This window comes from Amycolatopsis sp. NPDC051071, assembly GCF_040682875.1.
Lineage (GTDB): Bacteria > Actinomycetota > Actinomycetes > Mycobacteriales > Pseudonocardiaceae > Amycolatopsis.
In genome coordinates this window covers 42,108-66,495 of sequence record NZ_JBFBBY010000024.1, presented here as the reverse complement: position 1 = coordinate 66,495, position 24,388 = coordinate 42,108, and the positions used below count along the sequence as shown (strand labels likewise).

Genomic DNA, 24,388 nt, shown 5'->3' with positions numbered 1-24,388 from the left:
AAATCGTTCGCCGACGCCGCCGACGGGACGGGCTGGTCGGAGGGGATCGGCCTGCTGCTTCTGGAGCGCCTGTCGGATGCGCGGGCGAACGGTCACCAGGTGCTGGCCGTGGTGCGTGGTTCCGCGGTGAACTCCGATGGTGCGTCGAACGGGTTGACGGCGCCGAACGGTCCCTCGCAGCAGCGAGTGATCCGCCAGGCGCTGGCGGACGCCGGGATGACGACGACCGACGTCGACGTCGTGGAGGCACACGGAACCGGGACCCGCCTCGGCGATCCGATCGAGGCGCAGGCGCTGCTGGCCACTTATGGCCGGGACCGGGCCGGGGACCAGCCGTTGCTGCTGGGATCGGTGAAATCGAATATCGGGCACACGCAGGCCGCCGCCGGTGTCGCGGGCATCATCAAGATGGTACTGGCCATGCACCACGGTGTCCTGCCGAAGACACTGCACGTCGACAAGCCGTCGAGTCACGTCGACTGGTCGGACGGCGCGGTGGAACTCCTGACCGAGGAGCGGGTCTGGCCGTCGGTGGATCGGCCGCGCCGGGCCGCGGTGTCGTCGTTCGGGATCAGCGGGACGAACGCCCACGTGATCCTTGAGCAGGCCGGACCGGAAGTGTCCACTTCGGACTCTCCGGTCGTCGCGACGGACGTCGTCCCGTGGGTCCTGTCGGCGAAGTCGGAGAGCGCGTTGCGGGCTCAAGCCGGGAAACTGGCCGGGGTCACGGCCTCGCCGGTGGACGTCGGCCGGTCGCTGGCGTTGTCGCGCTCTCGGTTCGAGTATCGCGCGGTACTCGCCGGTTCCGCGACCGAGCTGACCAGGGGCCTGGCCGCGCTGGCCGACGGCAGTCCCGACCCGGTGGTGGTCGAAGGCCAAGCGAGCGAAGGAAAACTCGCGGTCGTGTTCACCGGTCAGGGTGCGCAGCACGCCGGTATGGGACGCGAGCTGTACGAGACCTTCCCGGTGTTCCGGGCCGCGCTGGACGCGGTGGGCGAGGAACTCGACCGGTATCTGCCCGAGCCGATCCGGCAGGTCGTCTTCGAGCGGCCGGAGCTGCTGGACCGGACGATGTACACGCAGGCCGGGTTGTTCGCCGTCGAGGTCGCGTTGTTCCGGCTCGCCGAATCCTGGGGCCTGGCACCGGATCTGGTCGGCGGGCATTCGATCGGTGAGCTGGCCGCCGCCCATGTCGCCGGTGTGCTGTCGCTTCCGGACGCCGCCAAGCTGGTCGCGGCCCGGGGCCGGTTGATGCAGGCGCTGCCGTCCGGTGGGGCGATGCTGGCGATTGAAGCCACCGAGGCCGAGGTCGTCGAGGCCTTGGTGGCCGGGGTGGACATCGCGGCGGTGAACGGTCCGGCGTCCGTGGTGGTGTCCGGTGACGAGGACGCGGTCGCGGTGGTGGAGAAGGCTTTCGAGGGCCGCCGGGTGAAGCGTCTACAGGTCAGCCACGCGTTCCACTCCCACCGGATGGAACCGATGCTGGCGGAATTCCGCGCGGTGGCCGGGGAAGTGACCTTCTCCGAGCCGGAGATCCCGGTCGTGTCGAATCTGACAGGGAAGGTCGTGGCCGGTGAGCTGTGCGACCCGGAGTACTGGGTTTCCCATGTGCGGCAAGCGGTCCGGTTCGCGGACGGAGTGGCGGTGCTGGAGACCGAGGGGGTCACCACCGTCGTCGAGCTGGGGCCGGGTGGGGTGCTGAGCGGGATGGGCCGCGCGTGCACCGACCGGATCGCGTTCCTGCCCGCGTTGCGGACGAACCGGGGTGAGGCCGCGAGCTACACCCTCGCGCTGGGCGAGGCACACGTGCGTGGTGCCGGGCTCGACTGGGCCGGGGTGTTCGCCGGGCGTGGCGGTACCCGGGTGGATCTGCCCACGTATCCCTTCCAGCGCGAGCACTACTGGCTCGACGAAGGTATCGCGCCGGGTGCGGCACGCGATCTCGGCCTCGGTGTCGCGGAACATCCGCTGACCGGCGCGGTGGTCGAACTGCCGGAATCCGGTGGCGTGGTGCTGACCGGCCGGATCTCGGTGCGGACGCATCCGTGGCTCGCCGAGCACCGGGTGCTCGGCTCGGTGCTCGTACCGGGGACGGCGTTCGTCGACCTGGCCGTCGCGGCCGGTGACCAGCTCGGCTGCGATCTGGTCGAGGAGCTGACCATCGAGGCCCCGCTCGTCCTGCCCGACGACGAAGGCGTGCTGCTGCGGGTCGAAGCCGGGGCCGACCGCCGGATCTCGGTGCACTCGCGCCGCGAGGGTGGCACCTGGCTCCGGCACGCGACCGGATCGCTCGCCCTTGGGCAGGTCCGCCCGGGGGACGTCACCGCCTGGCCGCCGCCGGACGCGGAGCCGGTCGACGTGAGCGAGCTCTACCCGGGGCTCGCCGAGGCAGGGCTCGACTACGGACCGGTGTTCGCGGGACTGAGTGCCGCGTGGCTGCGTGGTGACCAGGTGTTCGCCGAGGTCTCGCTGCCCAAGGACGTCGACGGTGCCGGGTTCGGTGTGCATCCCGCGTTGCTGGACGCCGCCCTGCACGCACTCGCCTTCTCCGGCGCGATCGGCGACGACGGCCGCACGCGGCTGCCGTTCGCGTGGACCGACGTCCAGCTGTACGCCAGTGGTGCGACCGCGCTGCGGGTGACGGTCACCCCGGCGGGGACCGACTCGGTGTCGCTCGCACTGACCGACCTGACCGGGGCGCCGGTGGCCTCGGTCGGCCAGGTGGCCCTGCGTCCGGTGTCCTCTGTGGACATCAGCAGTGCCGGAGCGGCCTCGGATTCCCTGTACCGGGTCGACTGGGAACCGGCGGAGCTGCCGTCCGGAACCCCGATGCCGGTGGAGGTCTGGGAGGCACCCGCCGAGTCGATGGCGACCGTACTGGCCCGCCTGCAGGACCACGTCAAGGACGAAGACGCGGCGCCGCTGGCCGTGGTCATCCACGCGGACGCCGAGCTCGCGGCCGCCGCTGTCCGGGGCCTGGTGCGTTCGGCACAGTCGGAGAACCCCGGCCGGTTCGTACTCGTCGACTCCGACATCGACGTGCCGGAAGACCTGGTGTGGCGGGCGATCGCGGCCGGTGAACCGGAACTCATGGTGCGGGGCGGCCAGGTACTCGTACCCCGCCTCGTCCGGCATCGCGCCGTCGTGACCGGCGAGTACCCGATCTCCGCCGGGGACACGGTGCTGATCACCGGCGGGACCGGGGCTCTCGGTACGGCCGTCGCCCGGCATCTGGCCGCCGAGCACGGGATCCGGAACCTGGTGCTGCTGTCCCGGAGCGGATCCGCCGCGCCGGGAGCGGCGGAACTGGAGACCGCGCTCACCGATCTCGGCGCCACCGTGGACTTCGTCGCCTGCGACGCCGCCGACCGCGAAGCACTGGCGAGGGCGCTGGACGGCAGGCGGGTGGACGCCGTCGTCCACACCGCCGGTGTCCTGGACGACGGCGTACTCGGTTCGCTGACCCCGGACCGGATCGATCGTGTCTTCGCGCCCAAGGCGCTGGCCGCGCTGAACCTGCACGAGCTGCTCGGTGACGTGGCCGTCTTCGCGATGTTCTCGTCGATCGCGGGTGTCTTCGGCAGTCCGGGGCAGGGGAACTACGCCGCGGCCAACACCTTCCTCGACGCGCTCGCGGAACACCGCTGGTCCAACGGGCAGCACACGGTCTCGCTGGCCTGGGGCCCGTGGGCCGAGGTCGGCATGGCTGCCGAGGAAGGCATCACGGGACTGTCCACAGTGGAGGCACTGGCGTTGTTCGACCTCGCGATCGGACAGCCGGAGCCGCAGGTCGTCGCGCATCGGCTCGACTTCGGCGGCGGCACCGTCCCGGCGTTGCTGCGCAAGGTCGTTCCTGCCGGGAGGCGACGGGCGGCGGCACCGGAAGAGTCCGCCGCCGAACGGCTGGCCGGACTGTCCGAAGAGGACCGTCAGACGGCACTGCTCGACATCGTGCGCACCGGTGTCGCCGCGGTGCTCGGCCACGCGGACCCGGGGGCGGTGCGGGGGACCGAGGCGTTCAAGGACCTCGGCTTCGACTCGCTGACCGCCGTCGAATTACGCAACCGGCTGAGCGCGGCGACCGGGGTCCGGCTGCCTGCCACGCTGATCTTCGACCATCCGACACCGTCCGCGATCGTCGCTCACCTTGCCGCTCAGCTCGGTGATGCCGCCGAACCCTTGACGCCGGTGCTGGCCGAACTGGACCGGCTGGAAGCCAGCCTGACCGGGCTCACCGCGGGCGACGTGCTGCGCCGGGCGATTACCGCCCGGCTGACGGGTGTGCTGTCGAAGTGGACGGCGGGCGGTCCCGCCGCCGAAGACGGCGCCGTCACCAGGGAACACCTCGAAACGGCCGGCGCCGACGAGCTGTTCGCCTTCATCGACCACGAGCTCGGCCACTCAACTGACCACAAGAGGGACAACCCGGCATGACGAATGAAGAGAAGCTCGTCGAGTATCTCCGGCGGGTCACCGCGGATCTGCACGAGACGCGCCGTCAGCTGTCCGACGTCGAGGCCGCCAGGCACGAACCGGTCGCGATCGTCGGGATGAGCTGCCGGTACCCGGGTGGCGTGACCTCCGCCGAGGACCTCTGGCGGCTGCTGGCGGCCGAGGGTGACGGGATCACCGCGTACCCCGGCGACCGCGGCTGGGACGTTTCCGGTCAGCTGGAGGAACTTTCGGCCGACTCGTCGGTGGAGCACAGCTACGTTGGCGGTTTCCTGCACGACGCCGGTGACTTCGACCCGGCGTTCTTCGGGATCTCGCCGCGTGAGGCGCTGGCGATGGACCCGCAGCAGCGGCTGCTGCTGGAAGTGTCGTGGGAGGCGCTGGAACAAGCCGGGATCGACCCGGTTTCCCTGCGGGGCAGCCGGACCGGGGTGTTCGCGGGCCTGATGTACCACAACTACGCGGCCATGCTCGGCGAGCTGCCGGAGGAGCTGGAAGGGTTCGCGGGCAACGGGAGCGCGAGCAGCGTCGCCACCGGCCGGGTCTCCTACACCCTCGGGCTGGAAGGCCCCGCGGTCACCGTGGACACCGCGTGCTCGTCCTCGCTGGTCGCCGTGCATCTGGCGATGCAGTCGCTACGACGTGGCGAGTCCTCGCTCGCGCTCGCCGGCGGGGTGACGGTCATGCCCACCCCGGACACCTTCCTCGGTTTCGCGCAGCAGGGTGGTTTGGCGCCGAACGGGCGGTGCAAGCCGTTCGCGGACGCGGCCGACGGCACCGGCTGGTCCGAAGGTGCCGGGCTGCTGGTGCTGGAACGCCTCTCGGACGCGCTGGCGAACGGTCACCAGGTCCTGGCCGTGGTGCGGGGTTCCGCGGTGAACCAGGACGGTGCGTCGAATGGCCTGACGGCGCCGAACGGTCCTTCGCAGCAGCGGGTGATCCAGGACGCCCTCATCGACGCACGCGTACCCGCCGACCAGGTCGACGTCGTGGAGGGGCACGGCACGGGGACGAGGCTGGGTGACCCGATCGAGGCGCAGGCCCTGCTGGCCACCTACGGCGAGGATCGCCCCGCCGAGCGCCCGCTGCTGCTGGGTTCGGTGAAGTCGAACCTCGGCCACACCCAGGCCGCGGCCGGTGTCGCGGGGATCATCAAGATGGTGCTCGCCCTGCGGCACGGTGTCGTGCCCAAGTCGCTGCACATCGACAAGCCGTCGAGCCAGGTCGAGTGGTCCGACGGCGCGGTGGCGCTGCTGACCGGGCAGCGTGCCCTGCCGGAGGTCGGAAGGCCTTGGCGCGCGGGGGTTTCGTCGTTCGGGATCAGCGGGACGAACGCGCATGTGATCCTCGAACAAGCACCGCGTCCGGACGACGTCGTCGCCGAACCGGTGGTGCCGGCCGGTGTGCTGCCCTGGATCCTGTCGGCCAAGTCCGAGGCGGCACTGCGGGCCCAGGCCGCGAAACTGCGGTCGGCCGTCGACGGTCTCGACACCGCGGACGTCGGGCTGTCGCTGGCGTCGACGCGTGCCCGGTTCGAGCACCGCGCGGTGCTCACCGGTTCGGCCGACGACCTGCTCCGCGGCCTCGGCGCACTGGCGGATGGAACCCCGGACCCGGCTTTGGTCCAGGGCCTGGCCACCGGCGGGAAACTGGCCGTGGTGTTCACCGGCCAGGGCACGCAAAAGCCCGGCATGGGCAAGGAACTGTACGAGACCTTCCCGGTTTTCCGGGACGCGTTCGACGCGGTGTGTGCGGAACTGGACCGGTATCTTCCGGAGCCGATCAAGGACGTGGTCTTCGAGCAGTCGGATCTGTTGGACCGGACGATGTTCACCCAGGCAGGGTTGTTCGCCGTCGAGACCGCGTTGTTCCGGCTGGCCGAGTCGTGGGGTGTGAAGCCGGACTTCGTCGCGGGTCATTCGATCGGGGAGCTGGCCGCCGCTCACGTCGCGGGAGTGCTGTCACTCCCGGACGCCGCGACCTTGGTCGCCGCTCGTGGCCGTCTGATGCAAGCTCTGCCCACAGGCGGCGCGATGCTGGCCGTCGAAGCAACGGAGGCCGAGGTCGCCGCGAGCCTGGTGTCCGGGGTGGACATCGCGGCGGTGAACGGCCCGACGTCGGTGGTCGTCTCCGGGGACGAGGCCGGGATCGCCGAGCTGGAAAGGGTTTTCGCGGGGCGCCGGGTCAAGCGGCTCCAGGTCAGTCACGCGTTCCATTCGCATTTGATGGAGCCGATGCTCGACGAGTTCCGCGCGGTGGCGCGGGGGCTCACCTTCGACGCACCGAAGATCCCGGTCGTGTCCACTGGCGATGTCCGCGATCCGGAGCACTGGGTTTCCCATGTACGGCAAGCGGTCCGGTTCGCCGACGGGGTCGCGGCGATGGTGGCCGACGGCGTCACGACGGTGATCGAACTCGGCCCTGGCGGCGTGCTGTCGGGAATGGGCCAGGCCTGTACCGAAGACGCGGTCTTCCTGCCCGCACTGCGCCCGGACCGGCCGGAAGCGGCCAGTTTCACCCAAGCGCTCGGTGCGGCCCACGTCCTCGGGGCCGACCTCGACTGGGACGGCGTCTTCGCCGGTCGCGGCGCTCGGCGGACGGCTTTGCCGACGTACGCGTTCCAGCACGAGCGGTTCTGGCTCGACGCCGTCGGAGGTGGCGCGAAACCGGGTGGCCTCGGCCAGACCGCGAGCGCGCATCCGCTGATCGGCGCCGTGGTCGACCTGCCTGACTCCGACGGCGTGGTCCTCACCGGCAGGCTCTCGCCGCGGACCCAGCCGTGGCTCGCGGCCCACCGCCTGCGCGACGCGGTGCTGCTTCCGGGAACCGCGTTCGTGGACCTGGCGATCGCGGCAGGCGATCACGTGGGTTGCGACCGGATCGACGACCTGACCCTGGAAGCCCCGTTGGTGCTTTCGGACGAGACGGATCTCCGTGTCGTCGTGGGCCCGCCCGGTGTGGACGGCGGACGGACGCTGAGCGTGCACGCCCGCGGCGCGGACGACGAGTGGGTCCGGCACGCCAGTGGCCTCCTCGGCACCGGCGACGTCCGGACGCCGGAGAACCCGGCCGTCTGGCCGCCCACCGGCGCGCGAGCCGTGGACGTCCAGGATCTCTACGAGCGGCTGGCCGCGAGCGGACTCGGCTACGACGCACCCTTCGGCGGCCTGGAAGCCGCCTGGCGGCTCGGCGAGGAGGTCTTCGCCGAGGTCTCGCTGCCCACGGACACCTCGACCGGCGGTTTCGGCGTCCATCCCGCGTTGCTCGACAGCGTGCTGCACGGGATCGCTTTGACCGGGCTGTTCGACGACGGCCAGGCGCGGCTGCCGTTCGCCTGGTCGGGAATCCGGCTGCACGCGACCGGCGCCGCATCGCTGCGGGCCCGGATCAGCCCGGCCGGCACCGACGCGGTCTCGCTCACCATCGCCGACTCCGCCGGTGCGCCGGTGGTTTCGGTCGAATCACTGGTCCTGCGCCCGGTTTCGGACGACGTGCGGGCACCGGACTCACTGTTCATCGTGGACTGGACCGAACTTCCCGGTGCCGTCCTCGGTGACGGCGGGACCGAACGTCTCGACGTCGCGCCGGGGCAGGACGCGGAAGAAGTCCTCGCCGCGGTCCTCGCGCGGTTGCAGGAGGACACACCGCTGGTCGTGACCACGCGGGGAGCGGCAGGCTTCCCCGGCGACGACGGCGATCCCGCCGGTGCCGCCGTCCGTGGTCTCGTCCGGGCCGCCCAGGCGGAGAACCCCGGTCAGTACGTCCTGGTCGACAGCCTCGACGGAACGCTGCCCGGTGACGTCCGGGGGCTGGGGGAACCGGATCTCGTCGTACGCGACGGCCGTGTGTTCGCCCCGAGGCTCGTGCGGCACCGGAGTGGAGACGCCACCGAGTTCCCGATCGGTGCTGGTGACAAGGTGCTGATCACCGGTGGGACGGGTGCGCTCGGCGCCGAGGTCGCCCGCCATCTCGCGGCCCGCCACGGCGTCCGTGACCTCGTCCTGTTGTCACGCCGGGGCGAGACCGCCCCCGGTGCGGCGGAACTGGTTGCCGGACTGGCCGCATTCGGCGCCACCGCCGAACTGGTGGCCTGTGACGCCGCCGATCGCGACGCCCTCGCCGCCGCGCTGGACGGCCGCGACATCACCGCGGTGATCCACACCGCCGGTGTGCTGGACGACGGCGTGATCTCGTCGCTGACCCCGGAGCGGATCTCGCGCGTCTTCCATGCCAAGGCGCGGGCCGCGCTGAACCTGCACGAACTGCTCGGCGACCTGTCGGCGTTCGTCCTGTTCTCCTCGGCCGCCGGAGTCCTTGGCAACGCCGGACAAGGGAATTACGCCGCCGCGAACGCCTTCCTCGACGCGCTCGCACGTCAGCGCCGTGCCGACGGGCAGCACGCGGTGTCGATGGCTTGGGGCGCTTGGGAAACCGGGATGGCGGGGGAGACCGACCTCGACCGGATGGCACGCGGCGGCGTACTCGCGTTGAGCACCGAACACGCGCTCGCCCTGTTCGACTGGATGCTGACCCAGCCGGACGGCCATTTCGTACCCGCCCGCCTCGATCTGTCCACTGTGTCCGATGACGTGCCGCTCCTGCGTGGTCTGGTCCGCAGGCCGGTTCGCCGCACGGCGAACGCGCGGGGCTCGGTCGCCGAACGGCTGGCCGCGATGCCGTCGGACGAACGCCGCGCGAAGCTGCGTGAGCTGGTGTCCGGTGAGGCCGCCGCCGTCCTGGGCCTCGCCGTCCTGGACGCGACGGACGCCCGTAAGGCGTTCCGCGACCTGGGTTTCGACTCCTTGACGGCCGTCGAGCTGCGCAACCGCATCGGCACCCTGACCGGGCTGCGGCTGCCCGCGTCCCTGGTTTTCGACTACCCGACCGTGGCGGCGGTGGCCGATCACCTCGACGGGGAACTGTCGGGCACGCGAGCCGTCATCCTCGACCAGCGGACGGCGGCCTCGGACGGCGAGCCGATCGCGATTGTCGCGATGAGCTGCCGCTATCCCGGCGGCGTGACCACGCCGGAGGAGCTTTGGCAGCTGCTCGCGGCCGGGGGTGACGGGATCTCGGCGTATCCCGCCGACCGCGGCTGGGAGATCGGCGGCTTGCTCGAAGACGGCTATGCCCGCGAGGGTGGTTTCCTTTACGACGCCGCGGAATTCGACCCCGCCTTCTTCGGGATTTCGCCGCGTGAGGCGCTGGCGATGGATCCGCAGCAGCGGCTGCTGCTGGAGGCGTCGTGGGAGGCCCTGGAGCGGGCGGGGATCGACCCTGCCTCATTGCGGGGCAGCCGGACCGGCGTGTTCGCCGGGCTGATGTACCACAACTACGCCGCCCGGCTGACCGAGATCCCGGACGAACTGTCCGGCTTCATCGGCAACGGCAGTTCCAGCAGCATCGCGTCCGGCCGGGTCTCGTACGCGCTCGGGCTGGAAGGCCCCGCGCTCACCGTCGACACGGCGTGTTCGTCGTCCTTGGTCGCCTTGCATCTGGCGGTGCAGTCGTTGCGGCGCGGGGAAAGCTCGCTGGCACTGGCGGGCGGTGTGACCGTGATGGCTGGTCCGGACACGTTCGTCGGGTTCGCCCAGCAAGGTGGCCTCGCCCGTGACGGCCGGTGCAAACCGTTCGCCGACACGGCCGACGGGACCGGCTGGTCGGAAGGTGTCGGCCTGGTCCTGCTCGAACGCCTCTCGGACGCGCGGGCCAACGGTCACCAGGTGCTCGCCGTCGTGCGGGGTTCCGCGGTGAACTCCGATGGCGCGTCGAACGGCCTCACGGCGCCGAACGGCCCTTCGCAGCAACGCGTCATCCGGCAGGCACTCGCCGACGCCGGTGTCGCCGCCGCGGACGTCGATGTGGTGGAGGGGCACGGAACGGGCACTCGGCTCGGGGACCCGATCGAGGTGCAAGCGCTGCTGGCGACCTACGGCCAGGACCGTCCGGCCGAGCGGCCGTTGCTGCTGGGTTCGCTGAAGTCGAACCTCGGCCACACGCAGGCCGCCGCCGGTGTCGCCGGGATCATCAAGATGGTGCTCGCGATGCGTGCGGGTGTGGTTCCGAAGTCGCTGTACTCCGACGTCCCGAGCACGCAGGTCGATTGGTCGGCAGGCGCGATCTCGCTGCTGACCGAATCCGCTTCACTGCCCGAGTTGGATCGTCCGTGGCGCGCCGGGGTGTCGTCGTTCGGGATCAGCGGGACGAACGCGCACGTGATCCTCGAACAGGCCGGACCGGAACAGTCCATTTCGGACTCCCCGGTCGTGGCGACGGACGTCGTTCCGTGGGTCCTGTCGGCGAAGTCCGGGGAGGCGCTGCGAGCACAAGCCGCGCGGCTGAGTTCGGTCACCGACCTGGATCCGGTCGATGCCGGCCTTTCCCTGGCGTTGTCCCGGTCCCGCTTCGACCATCGCGCCGTGCTCACCGGGGATCTGCCCGGCGGGCTGGCGGCTTTGGCGGCGGGGAAGAACCCTTCCGCGCCTGTCACAGGGGGCAAGCTAGCCGTGGTCTTCACCGGCCAGGGCGCGCAGCGGCTCGGGATGGGGCGCGAGCTGTACGAGGCGTTCCCGGTGTTCCGGGAGGCTTTCGACGCGGCTTGTGCGGAACTGGACCGGCATCTTCCGGAGCCGATCAAGGACGTGGTCTTCGCGCAAGGCGACCTGCTGGACCGGACGATGTTCACCCAGGCCGGGTTGTTCGCTGTCGAGACCGCGTTGTTCCGGCTGGCTGAATCCTGGGGCCTGAAGCCGGACTTCCTGGCGGGCCACTCCATCGGGGAGCTGGTGGCCGCGCACGTCGCCGGAGTGTTGTCGCTGCCGGACGCCGCGAAGCTGGTGGCCACGCGAGGTGGGTTGATGCAGGCCCTGCCCGCAGGCGGCGCGATGCTCGCCGTGGAGGCGTCCGAGGCCGAGGTCGCCGAGGTGTTGGTGTCCGGGGTGGACATCGCCGCGGTCAACGGCCCGACGTCGGTGGTCGTCTCCGGTGACGAGGCCGCGGTCGCCGAACTGGAGAAGGTCTTCGCCGAGCGCAGGACCAAACGCCTTCAGGTCAGTCACGCGTTCCATTCGCACTTGATGGAGCCGATGCTCGACGAGTTCCTTGCGGTGGTGCGGGAACTGACGTTCCATGACCCGAAGACGCCGGTAGTGTCGACCGGCGATGTCCGCGACCCGGGTTATTGGGTTTCCCAGGTGCGCCAAGCGGTCCGGTTCGCCGACAGCATCACGGCGATGGTGGCCGACGGCGTCACCACGGTGATCGAGCTCGGCCCCGGCGGCGTGCTGTCGGGGATGGGCCAGTCGTGCACGGACGCCGCGGTCTTCTTGCCCGCACTCAGGTCTGACCGGTCCGAGGCGGCGACGTTCACCAAGGCCTTGGGTGACGCCCACGTGCGCGGTGCCGAACTCGACTGGACCGGGGTCTTCGCGGGCCGCGGCGGACGGCGGATCGACCTGCCGACCTACGCGTTCCAACGCGAACGCTACTGGCTGGCGCCGACCGCCCTTGCGGGTGAACCCGGCGGGCTGGGGCTGCTCGCCAGCCCGCATCCGCTGGTCGGCGCCGTCGTCGAACTGCCGGACAGCGGCGGCGTCGTGCTGACCGGCCGGATCTCGACGCGGCTCCATCCCTGGCTCGCCGGGCACCGGGTGCGGGGAGCGGTGCTGCTGCCCGGCGCCGCGTTCGTCGAACTCGCCGTCGTGGCAGGCGACCACCTTGGCTACGACATCCTTGACGAACTCACGCTGGAAGCTCCGCTCGTGCTGGCGGAAGAAGACGTGGACCTCCGCGTGACGGTGGAAGCCGACGGCGGGGTCTCCGTCCATTCGCGGCACGGCGGGGACTGGACCCGGCACGCGCGGGGCACGATGAGCGGCGGCATCATCACTCCGCCGCGTGAGGAGCCTTGGCCGCCGGCCGACGCGGACGCCGTCGTCCTCGACGGTCTCTACGCGGGGCTCGCCGAAGCCGGTCTTGAGTACGGTCCGCTGTTCGCCGGTCTGGGTGCCGCGTGGCGCCGTGGGCTGGACGTCTTCGCCGAGGTCTCACTGCCTTCCGGTACCGCTGTCGACGGGTTCGCACTGCATCCGGCCCTGCTGGACGCCTGCCTGCACGCCATCGCGCTCTCCGACGCGGCGGGTGAGGGGGTCGCCCTGCCGTTCGCCTGGTCCGGAGTACGGCTCTACGCCACCGGTGCGACCGAACTGCGGGTCCGGATCTCCGCACAGGGCGAAGGAACGGTCGCCCTGCTGGTGACCGACCCCGATGGCGCGCCCGTGCTGTCGGTCGGCTCCCTGGTCCTGCGTCCCCTCGCCACCGAGGTCTTCACCACGCACGCGGACTCGCTGTACCGCGTCGAATGGCAGGAAGTCGCCGCGGGAGAAGGCACCGACGTCGCGATGGAGCGGTTGGTGGTCGAGCCCGGGCAGGACCCGGAAGCGGCTGTCTGCGCGGTGTTGTCCCGGTTGCAGGAGGGTGTGCCGCTGGTCGTGGTGACTCGGCGTGCGGCCGGTCTGCCCGGTGAAAGCGTCGATCTCGGTGGTGCGGCCGTACGGGGTCTGGTGCGGTCGGCGCAGTCGGAGAACCCCGGCCTGTACGTGCTCGTCGACACCGACGGCGCGGACCTGCCCGAAGGCGTGCTGAGTCTCGGTGAGCCGGAAGTCGTGCTCCGAGACGGGAAGATCCTCGTGCCGCGCCTGGCCCGGCACTCCGGCGAGGCGGGTGAGTTCCCGCTGGGTGCCGCCGATCGGGTCTTGATCACCGGCGGGACCGGTGGTCTCGGCGCGGTGGTGGCCCGGCATCTGGTGGCCGGGCATGGTGTCCGCGATCTCGTGCTGGTGTCACGCCGGGGACCCGAGGCGCCGGGCGCGGAGGAACTCCGGGCGGACTTGACCGCGCTGGGGTCCATTGTGGACGTCGTGGCGTGCGACGTCGCCGACGAGGACGAGCTGGCCGCGGTGCTGGACGGCGTGACCGCGGTGATCCATACGGCGGGGGTGCTCGACGACGGCGTGATCGGATCGCTCGACCCGGCGAAGGTGGCCACTGTGTTCGGCCCCAAGGTGCGGGCCGCGCTGAACCTGGACCAGCTCCTCCCCGAAGACGTCAAACTGGTGTTCTTCTCGTCCGCGGCCGGGATGTTCGGCAACGCCGGGCAGGGCAACTACGCGGCCGCGAACGCTTGCTTGGACGGAATCGCCCGCGATCGGCGGTCGAGTGGGCTCCCCGCGGTGTCCCTGGCCTGGGGTGCTTGGTCGGAGACCGGGATGGCGGCCGGACAGGACGGGTTGTCCACTGTGGACGCCCTGACCTTGTTCGACACCGCGCTCGCCCAGGACGAACCGCATCTGGTCCCGATCCGGCTCGACCTCGGCGGAGAGCTTCCGCCCTTGCTGCGGGGCCTCACGCGGGGTCCGAGCAGGCGGGTGGTCACCGGACGGCAGCCGTCGCCGAAGACGTTCGCCGGGCGGCTGGCCGCTTCGCCCGCCGCGGACCGCCGTGTGGTGCTGCTGGAACTGGTGCGGGCCGAGGTCGCCGAGGTGCTCGGTTTCGACGGCCCCGCCGCGGTACAGAAGGACGGCGTGTTCCGGGATCTGGGTATCGATTCGCTGACCGCGGTCGAACTGCGGAACCGGATCGCCGAACGCACCGGGCTGACGCCGCCCACGACGCTGGCCTTCGACCATCCGTCGTCCTCGGCGGTGGCCGATTACCTCCACGCCGAGTTGTTCGGCGCCGAGATCGTCGAGAACGCGACCACCGCCGACGTCACCGACGAGGCGATCGCCATCATCGGTATGAGCTGCCGGTTCCCCGGCGGGGTGGGGAGTCCGGCCGAGTTCTGGGAGCTGCTGCTCAACGGGGGCGACGGGATCGCCGGGTTCCCGGCCGACCGCGGCTGGGACCTCGACGGGCTCTTCGACGACGATCCGGACAACCCCGGCACCTCCTACGTCCGCGAGGGTGGTTTCCTGACCGGTGCCGGGAACTTCGACGCCGGGTTCTTCGGGATCTCGCCGAACGAGGCACTCGCGATGGACCCGCAGCAGCGCTTGCTGCTGGAAACCGCGTGGGAGGCGTTCGAATCCGCGGGTATCGCGCCGGAATCGTTGCGTGGCAGCAAGACCGGCGTGTTCAGCGGCATGATGTACCACGAGTACGCCTCCAAACTGGTCGAGGTACCCGAAGGGGTGGAAGGCTTCCTCGGCACCGGGAACTCGGGCAGTGTGGTATCCGGCCGGGTCGCCTACACCTTCGGGCTGGAAGGCCCCGCCGTCACCGTGGACACGGCGTGCTCGTCGTCGCTGGTGGCCCTGCACTGGGCAATGCAGTCGCTCCGGCGCGGGGAATGCTCGCTGGCACTGGCTGGCGGCGTGACGGTGATGCCCAACGCGACCACGTTCACCGGGTTCTCCCGGCAGCGTGGCCTCGCGCCGGACGGGCGGTGCAAGCCGTTCGCGGAGGCGGCCGACGGCACGAACTGGTCCGAAGGCGTCGGGCTGCTGATGGTGGAACGGCTGTCGGACGCGCTGGCGAACGGACACCAGGTGCTGGCGGTGGTGCGGGGTTCCGCGGTGAACCAGGACGGCGCGTCGAATGGCCTGACGGCGCCGAACGGCCCTTCGCAGCAGCGGGTGATCCGGCAGGCGCTGGCCGACGCCGGATTGTCCGCCGCCGACGTCGACGTGGTCGAAGCGCATGGCACGGGTACGAAACTGGGTGACCCCATCGAGGCACAAGCCCTGCTGGCCACCTACGGACAAGGCCGCACCGGAAGCCCGCTCCTGGTCGGTTCGGTGAAGTCGAATATCGGGCACACCCAGGCCGCGGCCGGTGTCGCCGGGATCATCAAGATGGTGCAGGCCATGCGGCACGGGGTCGTGCCGAAGACACTGCACGTCGACAAGCCGTCGAGCCACGTCGACTGGTCGGCTGGCGCGGTCTCGCTGCTGACCGAAGCCACCCCCTTCCCCCGGGTGGACCGGCCATGGCGCGCGGCGGTCTCGTCGTTCGGGATCAGCGGGACGAACGCGCACGTGATCCTGGAGCAGGCGCCGGAACCGGCCGTCCAGCGGTCATCGATCGTCCTGGCCGACGTGGTGCCGTGGGTGCTGTCGGCGAAGTCCGAAACCGCGTTGCGGGCACAGGCGGGCAAGCTGCGTTCGGCCGTGGCCGGCCTGAACCCGGTGGACGTGGGGCTGTCGTCGGTGACGACTCGCGCCCGGTTCGAGCACCGTGCCGTGATCACCGGCGCGGGTGACGAACTGCTGTCCGGACTGGCCGCGCTGGCCGCGGGCGAACCGCATCCCGGCGTGACCACCGGGACGGCGATACCCGGAAAACTCGCGATCGTGTTCACCGGCCAGGGCGCCCAGCGCGCCGGGATGGGGCGTGAGCTGTACGCGGCCTTCCCGGTGTTCCGCGAAACCTTTGACGAGGTCTGCGCTGAATTGACTACGCACGTCGGCGCTTCCGTACGCGACGTCGTCTTCAACGGGGCGGACCGGCTGGACCGGACGCTGTTCACGCAGGCCGGGTTGTTCGCCGTCGAGGTGGCGTTGTTCCGGCTGGCCGAGTCGTGGGGCCTGAAGCCGGATCTGCTCGCCGGGCATTCGATCGGGGAACTGGTGGCCGCCCACGTGTCCGGGGTGTTGTCGCTGGCCGACGCCGCGGTACTGGTCGCCGCTCGCGGCCGGTTGATGGAGGAGCTGCCCGAAGGCGGCGCGATGCTGTCGATCGAGGCGACCGAAGCTGAGGTCGCCGAGGCACTGGTGTCCGATGTGGACATCGCGGCGGTCAACGGCCCGCGTTCGGTGGTGGTCTCCGGTGGCGAAGACGCTGTCGCGCGCCTGGAACAGACCTTCGCGGGCCTGGGCCGCAAGGTACGGCGGCTCCGCGTCAGCCACGCGTTCCACTCGCGGCTGATGGAGCCGATGCTGGACGACTTCCGCGCGGTGGCCAAGGGGCTGGTGTTCGGCGAACCCCGGATCCCGATCGTGTCCACGGTGACCGGACGAGTGGCGTCGGAAGAACTGCGTGACCCCGGCTACTGGGTCGCGCACGTCCGCCAGGCCGTCCGGTTCGCCGAAGGCGTCGCGACACTGGTCGCTGAAGGCGTCACCACGGTCGTCGAACTCGGTCCCGGCGCGGTCCTTTCCGCGATGGGGCAGGCGTGCACCGACGAGGCCGTGTTCCTCCCCGCGCTCAAACCCGAGCGGTCCGAACTGGCGACGTTCACCCAGGCACTCGGCGAGGCCCATATCCGCGGCGCGGAACTGGACTGGGAAGGCGTATTCGCCGAACGCGGCGGCAAACGGATCGAACTACCCACCTACGCCTTCCAGGGCAGGCATTTCTGGCTGACCGGCGGTCTCACGACCGGCGCGGCCGGACTGGGCCTGACCGGGACCGGACATCCGCTCGTGGGCGCCGTGGTGGAACTTCCCGGGTCCGAAGGTGTCGTCCTGACCGCCCGCGTCTCCCCGCGGAGCACGCCGTGGCTGGCGGAGCACCGGGTGCGGGACGCGATCCTGTTCCCCGGCACGGCGTTCGTCGAACTGGCGAGCACCGCGGGCGGGCACGTCGGCTGCGGGGTCGTCGGCGAACTGGCCATGGAGGCGCCGCTGGTCGTCCCGGACGCCGGGGCGGACCTGCGGGTCACCGTCGGCGCGCCGGACGAGGACGGCAAACGGGAAGTGCGGATCCATTCCCGCACGGACGACGAGCCGTGGACCCAGCACGCGGCGGGCACGGTTGCCGAGAGCGTCGAGGAGCCCGCACTCGTGGACTGGTCGATCGCCGACGCGGAACCCCTTGCGCTGGAAGGCTTCTACGATGGTTTGGCGGTGGGGGGCCTCGACTACGGCCCGGTGTTCGCCGGACTGGACGCGGCCTGGCGGCTCGGCGACGACGTGCTCGCCGAGGTTTCCCTGCCGGACGGCACCGACGTCGCCGGATTCGCCCCGCACCCGGCCTTGTTCGACGCCGCACTGCACGCGATCGCCCTGTCGCCCGCCGTCGGCGGTGACGGCAAGGCCAGGCTGCCGTACGCGTGGTCCGGTGTGCGGCTGCACGCCACCGGGGCGACGGCCGCCCGGGTCCGGGTCACCCCGGCCGGCGTGGACACCGTGTCGCTGGCCTTGACCGCCGCGGACGGCACGCCGATCGCCACCGTGGCTTCCCTCGCGCTGCGGGCGATGTCGTCCGGCGCCGCCGACTCGCTGTACCGGGTCGGCTGGTCGGAACTCACCCCGGCCGGCGGGATCGACGCGACGGAGCGCCTGTTCGTCAAGCCGGGGCAGGACCCGGAAGCGGCTGTCTGCGCGGTGTTGTCCCGGTTGCAGGAGGGTGTGCCGCTGGTCGTGGTGACTCGGCGTGCGGCGGGTTTGCCTGGTGAGAGTGTCGATCTCGGTGGTGCTGCCGTACGGGGTCTGGTGCGGTCGGCGCAGTCGGAGAACCCCGGCGTGTACGTGCTGATCGACACCGACAACCCGGACCAGGTCGAAGGAGCGTTCGCCGAACCGGAAGTGGTTGTCCGCGAAGGAAAGGCGTTCGCGCCGAGGCTTCTGCGGCAGCGAGGCGCGACGAGTGGCGAGTTCCCGCTGGGGGCCGCCGATCGGGTCTTGATCACCGGCGGGACCGGTGGCCTCGGCGCGGAAGTCGCCCGGCATCTCGTGGCCGGGCACGGTGTCCGCGACGTCGTCCTCATGTCACGCCGTGGTGCCGAGGCGCCTGGTGCGCTGGAACTCGAGGCCGAACTGGTCGCGGCCGGGTCCACTGTGGACATCGTGGCCTGCGACGTCGCGGATCACGCCGGACTGGCCGAAGTGCTGGGTGGCCGAGGGGTGACCGCGGTGATCCACACGGCGGGGGTGCTGGACGACGGCGTCGTCGGTTCGCTGGATCCCGAGCGGGTCGCGCGGGTGTTCGGGCCGAAGGTGCGAGGCGCGCTGAACCTGGACGACCTCCTCGGCGACGAAGTGAAGTTCGTGCTGTTCTCGTCGGCGGCCGGCGTCTTCGGCAATGCCGGACAGGGCAGTTACGCGGCCGCGAACGCCTGCCTCGACGGGCTGGCACGGGATCGGCGGGCACGCGGGCTGCCCGCGGTGTCGCTGTCCTGGGGTGCCTGGTCCGAGGCCGGTATGGCCGCCGGACAGGACGGGCTGTCCACTGTGGACGCCTTGGCCCTGTTCGACCTGGCGTTGATCCAGGACGAGGCCCACGCCGTGCCGATCCGGCTCGACCTGTCCGGCGAAACCTCGCCGTTGCTGCGCGAGCTGGTCCGCACACCGGCGCGGAAGGCACGCCGGGAGAGTGGATCGTCGTCCGCCGGACTGGTCGCGAGCCTGACCGGGCTCGACGTCGTCGCACGGCGGGAACTGGTGCTGGACGCGGTCCGCCGTCAGGTCGCCGCCGTCCTTGGCCACTCCGATCCCGCGGCGATCCCGGCGAACCGGGGATTCCTCGAACTCGGCGTCGACTCGCTCACCGCGCTGCAGATCCGCAACCAGCTCGGCGACCTGACCGGGCTGACGCTGCCGACGACGCTGATCTTCGACTACCCCACCAGCGACGTACTCGCCGAGCACCTGCTCGACGAGCTGGCGGGGGTGACCGGCGCCGACCCGGTCCGCGCCGCGCACACCGACCTCGACCGGCTCGAAGCCGCACTGTCCGCCGGGCAGCTCGGTGACGATCGGACGGTGCTGGTCGACCGGCTGCGGTCGATGGTGTCGAAGTGGGGCGCCGCCGATCGGACGGACACCGCGCAGGACCTGAGCTCCACCACCGCGGAAGAGCTTTTCGGTTTGCTCGACAACGAACTGGGGACCTCGTGACCAACGAAGAGAAGCTGCTGGACTACCTCAAACGGGCCACCGCGGATCTGCGTGAGGCGCGGGGGAAACTGGCCGAGGCGCAGGAGCGCGACCACGAGCCGATCGCGATCGTCGGGATGGGCTGCCGGTACCCGGGTGGCGTCGGTACGCCGGACGAGCTGTGGCGGCTGGTGGCGGACGGCCGCACCGGGATCACCGAGATCCCGGCGGACCGGGGCTGGGAGCTGGACGCGCGCGGCGGTTTCCTCGACCGGGCAGGCGAATTCGATCCGGACTTCTTCGGGCTGTCGCCCCGGGAAGCGGTCGCGATGGACCCGCAGCACCGGTTGCTCCTCGAAGTGTCTTGGGAGGCATTCGAGGCCGCCGGGATCGATCCGGCGACCCTGCGTGGCAGCCGGACCGGCGTGTTCACCGGGCTGATGAACAACACCGACTACGTCTCGCGGGTGGCCGTCGTCCCGAAAGGCGCCGAAGGCTTCCTCGGCACGGGGAGTTCCGGCAGCATCGCCTCCGGCCGGGTCGCGTTCACCTGGGGCCTGGAAGGACCGGCCGTCACAATCGACACGGCGTGTTCGTCGTCGCTGGTCGCCCTGCACTGGGCCATGCGGTCGCTGCGCGGCGGGGAAACCACGCTCGCGCTCGCGGGTGGCGCCACGGTGATGCCCACCCCCGGCACCATCCTGGAGTTCTCCCGGCAACGCGGGCTCGCGGCGGACGGCCTCTGCAAGGCGTTCGCGGACGCGGCGGACGGGACCGGGTTCTCCGAAGGCGTCGGAGTCCTGGTGCTGGAACGGCTTTCGGACGCCGAGCGCAACGGACGCCGGATACTGGCCGTGGTGCGTGGTTCGGCGATCAACTCCGACGGCGCGAGCAGCGGGCTGACCGCGCCGAACGGGCCGTCGCAGCAACGCGTGATCCGGGACGCCCTCGCCGACGCGCGGCTTTCGCCGTCGCAGCTGGACGTCGTCGAAGCCCACGGCACGGGTACGACGCTGGGCGACCCGATCGAGGCCCACGCCCTGATCGCCGCCTACCGGCGGGGCCGCGCGGCCGACCGTCCGCTGCTGGTGGGTTCGGTGAAGTCGAATATCGGGCATACGCAGGCCGCGGCCGGTGTCGCGGGGATCATCAAGATGGTGCAGGCGATGCGCCACGGTGTCGTGCCGCGGACACTGCATGTCGACCGGCCTTCATCCAAAGTGGACTGGTCCGAAGGCGTCGTCTCCCTGGTGACCGAGCAGCGGAAGTGGCCGGGGACCGGGCAGCCGTTCCGGGCCGCCGTGTCGTCGTTCGGCCTCAGCGGCACCAACGCCCACGTGATCCTCGAACAGGCTCCCGAACCCCGCGTCCCGGATCGGCCGGTGGTCTCGGCCGAGGTGGTGCCGTGGGTGCTGTCGGCCCGATCCGAACCGGCGTTGCGGGCGCAGGCCGCGAAGCTGAGGCCGGTCGCCGAGTCGGCGCCGGTCGACGTCGGGCTTTCGCTGGCGGTGTCGCGGTCCCGGTTCGAGCACCGCGCGGTGATCAGTGGCGACCTGACGGGTGGGCTCGCGGCTTTGGCGGCGGGAGAGAGCCATCCCGCGCTGGTGCGAGGGACGGTGACGGCGGGCAAACTCGCCGTGGTCTTCACCGGCCAGGGTGCGCAAAAGGCGGGCATGGGCCGCGAGCTGTACGAAGCGTTCCCGGTGTTCCGGGACGCTTTCGACGAGGTCTGCATGGAACTGGACCGGTATCTGCCCGAGCCGATCCGGCAGGTCGTGTTCGAGCGGCCGGATCTGGTGGATCGGACGGTGTTCACGCAGACCGGCTTGTTCGCCGTCGAAACCGCGTTGTTCCGGCTGGCCGAAGCGTGGGGCCTGAAGCCGGACTTCCTGGCGGGCCACTCGATCGGCGAGCTGGTGGCGGCGCATGTCTCCGGGGTGCTGTCGCTCCCGGACGCCGCGAAGCTGGTGGCCACCCGTGGCCGGTTGATGCAGGCCCTGCCCGAGGACGGGGCGATGCTGGCGGTCGAGGCGACCGAGGCCGAGGTCGTCGAGAGTCTCTTGCCCGGCGTGGACATCGCCGCGGTCAACGGCCCGCGTTCGGTGGTCGTCTCGGGAACCGACGACGGCGTGGCCGAGGTCGAAGCCGTCTGGGTCGCCCGCGGCCGCCGGGTCAAACTGCTGCAGGTCAGTCACGCGTTCCATTCGCACCTGATGGAACCGATACTGGACGAATTCCACGCGGTGGCGAAGGAACTGACGTTCCACGCGCCGAAGATCCCGGTCGTTTCGGACGGCGATGTCCGCGACCCGGAGCACTGGGTTTCCCATCTGCGCCGACCGGTCCGGTTCGCCGACGGCGTGACGGCGATGGTCACCGACGGCGTCGCGACGGTCCTCGAACTCGGGCCCGGTGGTGTCTTGAGCGCGATGGGCCAGGCGGTGACCGACGACGCGGCCTTCCTGCCCGCCCTGCGCACCGGCCGGTCCGAGGTCCTCACGTTCACCCAGGCATTGGGCGAGGCCCACACGCGTGGCGCCGAAATGGACTGGCACGGTGTGTTCGCGGGACGTGGCGGCCGGGTGATCGACCTGCCGACGTACGCGTTCCAGCGCGAGCACTTCTGGCTGACGGAAGCCGCGGGCACCGGCGATCCGGCGGGCCTCGGCCTCACCAGCGCGACGCATCCGCTGGCCGGTGCGGTGGTGGAGCAACCGGACTCCGACGGTGTCGTGCTGACCGGCCGTCTCTCCGACAAGACCCTCCCGTGGCTCGCCGACCATCGCGTTTTCGGTGCGGTCCTGGTGCCCGGCAGCGCACTCGTCGACCTGGCCTTCGCCGCTGGCGACCACGTCGGCTGCGACGTCCTCGACGACCTCACCCTCGAAGCACCCGTGGTCCTGACCGGCACCGGGGTGGATCTGCGGGTCACCGTCGGCGGCAAGGACGACGACGGGCGCAGGCCGCTGAGCGTCCACACGCGGGCGGCGGGTGCCTGGATCCGGCACGCGACCGGCCTGCTCGCCACCGGGGCGGACGTGCCCGCGGAGCAGGCGGACTGGCTGCCCGCCGACGCGGAACCCGTTGACCTGGAAGGTTTCTACCAGGGTTTGGCGGAGCTGGGCCTTGACTACGGCCCGGCGTTCGCCGGAATGCGCGCGGCCTGGCGATCCGGCGACGAGGTGTTCGCCGAGATCGCGTTGCCCGAGGACATCGAGACGGACGGGTTCGGGCTGCATCCGGCGTTGCTCGACGCGGCGTTGCACGGGGCCGCACTGGCCAAGGCGATCAGCGGGGACGGCGCCGTCCGGCTGCCGTTCGCGTGGTCCGGGGTCCGCCTGCACGCCACCGGCGCGGCGGCCGCCCGGGTCCGGCTCACCCCGGCCGGACCGGACACGGTGTCGCTCCGGCTGGCCGACGCGGCAGGCAACCCGGTCCTTTCGGTCGAGAGCCTGGTCTTGCGTGCTTCGAGCGCGAAAGACGTCGGCGGGACGACCGACTCGCTCTACCGCGTCGACTGGATCCCGGCCGAGTCCGGTTCGGCCGAGCCGTCGGAGGCAGAGTTCGTCGTCGTTCCTGCGGATCTCGCGCCGGACGAGGCCACCGAATGGGCACTCGACCGGATCCGGGATGGTTCGCGGCTGGCACTGGTCACGCGGAACGCCGCCGGACTGCCCGGTGAGCGGGTCGACCTGGGTGGTGCCGCGGTGCGCGGGCTGACGCGGTCGGCGCAAGCCGAGAATCCCGGCCGGTACGTGCTGATCGACACCGACGATCCCGGCGGAACCGTGCCGCGTGCGGTGCTGGGCTTGGACGATCCGGAAGTCGTGATCCGGGACGGGAAGTTCTTCGTGCCCCGGCTGGTCCGGGATTCCGGCGAAGCGGGCGAGTTCCCTTTGGGTGCCGCCGATCGGGTCTTGATCACCGGCGGGACCGGCGGGCTCGGTGCGGTGGTGGCCCGGCATCTGGTGGCCGGACACGGTGTCCGCGACGTCGTGCTGGTGTCACGCCGGGGCGCCGAGGCCCCCGGCGCGAAGGAACTGGCCGCCGACCTGACCGACCTCGGCGCGAAGGCCGACCTGGTCGCCTGCGACGTGGTGGACCGGGCCGGACTGGCCGCGGCGCTGGACGGCGTGACCGCGGTGATCCATACGGCGGGCGTGCTGGACGACGGCGTGCTCGGATCGCTCGACCCGGCGAAGGTGGCCAGGGTGTTCGGGCCGAAGGTGCGGGCCGCGCTGAATCTGGACGACCTTCTGGCCGACGACGTCAAGCTGGTGCTGTTCTCGTCGGCAGCCGGTGTGTTCGGTAACGCCGGACAGGGGAACTACGCTGCCGCAAACGCTTGCCTCGACGGTCTTGCCCGCGATCGGCATACGCGGGGGCTGCCAACGGTGTCGCTCTCCTGGGGTGCCTGGTCCGAGGTCGGCATGGCGGCCGGACAGGACGGACTGTCCACAGTGGACGCCCTGGCCCTGTTCGACACCGCACTCGGCCGCGGCGAGCCGCATCTCGTCCCGATCCGGCTCGACTTGTCCACAATGGACGCCGACGAGGCACCGCCGTTGCTGCGTGGCCTCGTCCGCCGATCGAGCCGCCGGGCGGCCGGGGTCCCGGCGCTGACCTTGGCGGGCAAGACCACCGAAGAGCGCCGGGAGATCCTGACCGACCTCGTACGCAGGCACGTCGCCGACGTACTCGGGCACGCCGATCTGGCGACGGTGGCACCCGGCCGGGTGTTCAAGGACCTCGGCTTCGACTCCCTGACCTCGGTCGAGCTGCGTAACCGGCTCAGCCGCGCGACGGGGATCCCGCTCCCGGCCACCGTGGTCTTCGACCATCCGAGCACCGAAGCGATGGTCGAGCATCTGCTGGACGTCGTCCCCGGCGACGAGCGGGGAGAGCCGTCGCTGCTCGACGTGCTCGGCACGGCCGAACGCCTGATGACGACAGCGACGCCGGATCCGCGGGAGCGCGCGAAGATCGGCGCCCGGCTGAAGCTGCTCGCCGCCGCCTGGGATCAGGACGACGAAGAAGACGCGGAACTGACCGGACGGCTCGACACCGCTTCGGACGACGAGATGTTCGAGTTCATCGGCCGAGAGTTCGGCATCAACTGA

At 71.1% G+C, this 24,388-nt stretch carries 3 protein-coding genes (1 of these 3 running past the window's edge); all 3 read left to right on the top strand.

All coding sequences use genetic code 11. The annotated features are described in order from the left end of the window. Tightly spaced (each overlapping or abutting the next), the 3 genes in view from AB0M65_RS11305 to AB0M65_RS11295 form a layout consistent with a single transcriptional unit that may run on beyond the window. Positions 1-4,434, top strand: partial view of a type I polyketide synthase gene (locus AB0M65_RS11305; protein WP_364025048.1) — the 3' end only. The gene continues 10,422 nt to the left of window position 1, outside the view; the window shows 4,434 of its 14,856 coding nt (coding positions 10,423-14,856); its start codon lies off the left edge, out of view; its stop codon occupies positions 4,432-4,434. Then, positions 4,431-19,289, top strand: coding sequence for a type I polyketide synthase (locus AB0M65_RS11300; RefSeq protein ID WP_364025045.1), 14,859 nt, complete (start codon positions 4,431-4,433; stop codon positions 19,287-19,289). Before AB0M65_RS11305 ends, AB0M65_RS11300 begins: the two co-directional genes overlap by 4 nt. Then, the gene (locus tag AB0M65_RS11295) at positions 19,286-24,388 is read left to right on the top strand and encodes a type I polyketide synthase (RefSeq protein WP_364025042.1); all 5,103 of its coding nucleotides are present in this window, start codon (positions 19,286-19,288) and stop codon (positions 24,386-24,388) included. Before AB0M65_RS11300 ends, AB0M65_RS11295 begins: the two co-directional genes overlap by 4 nt.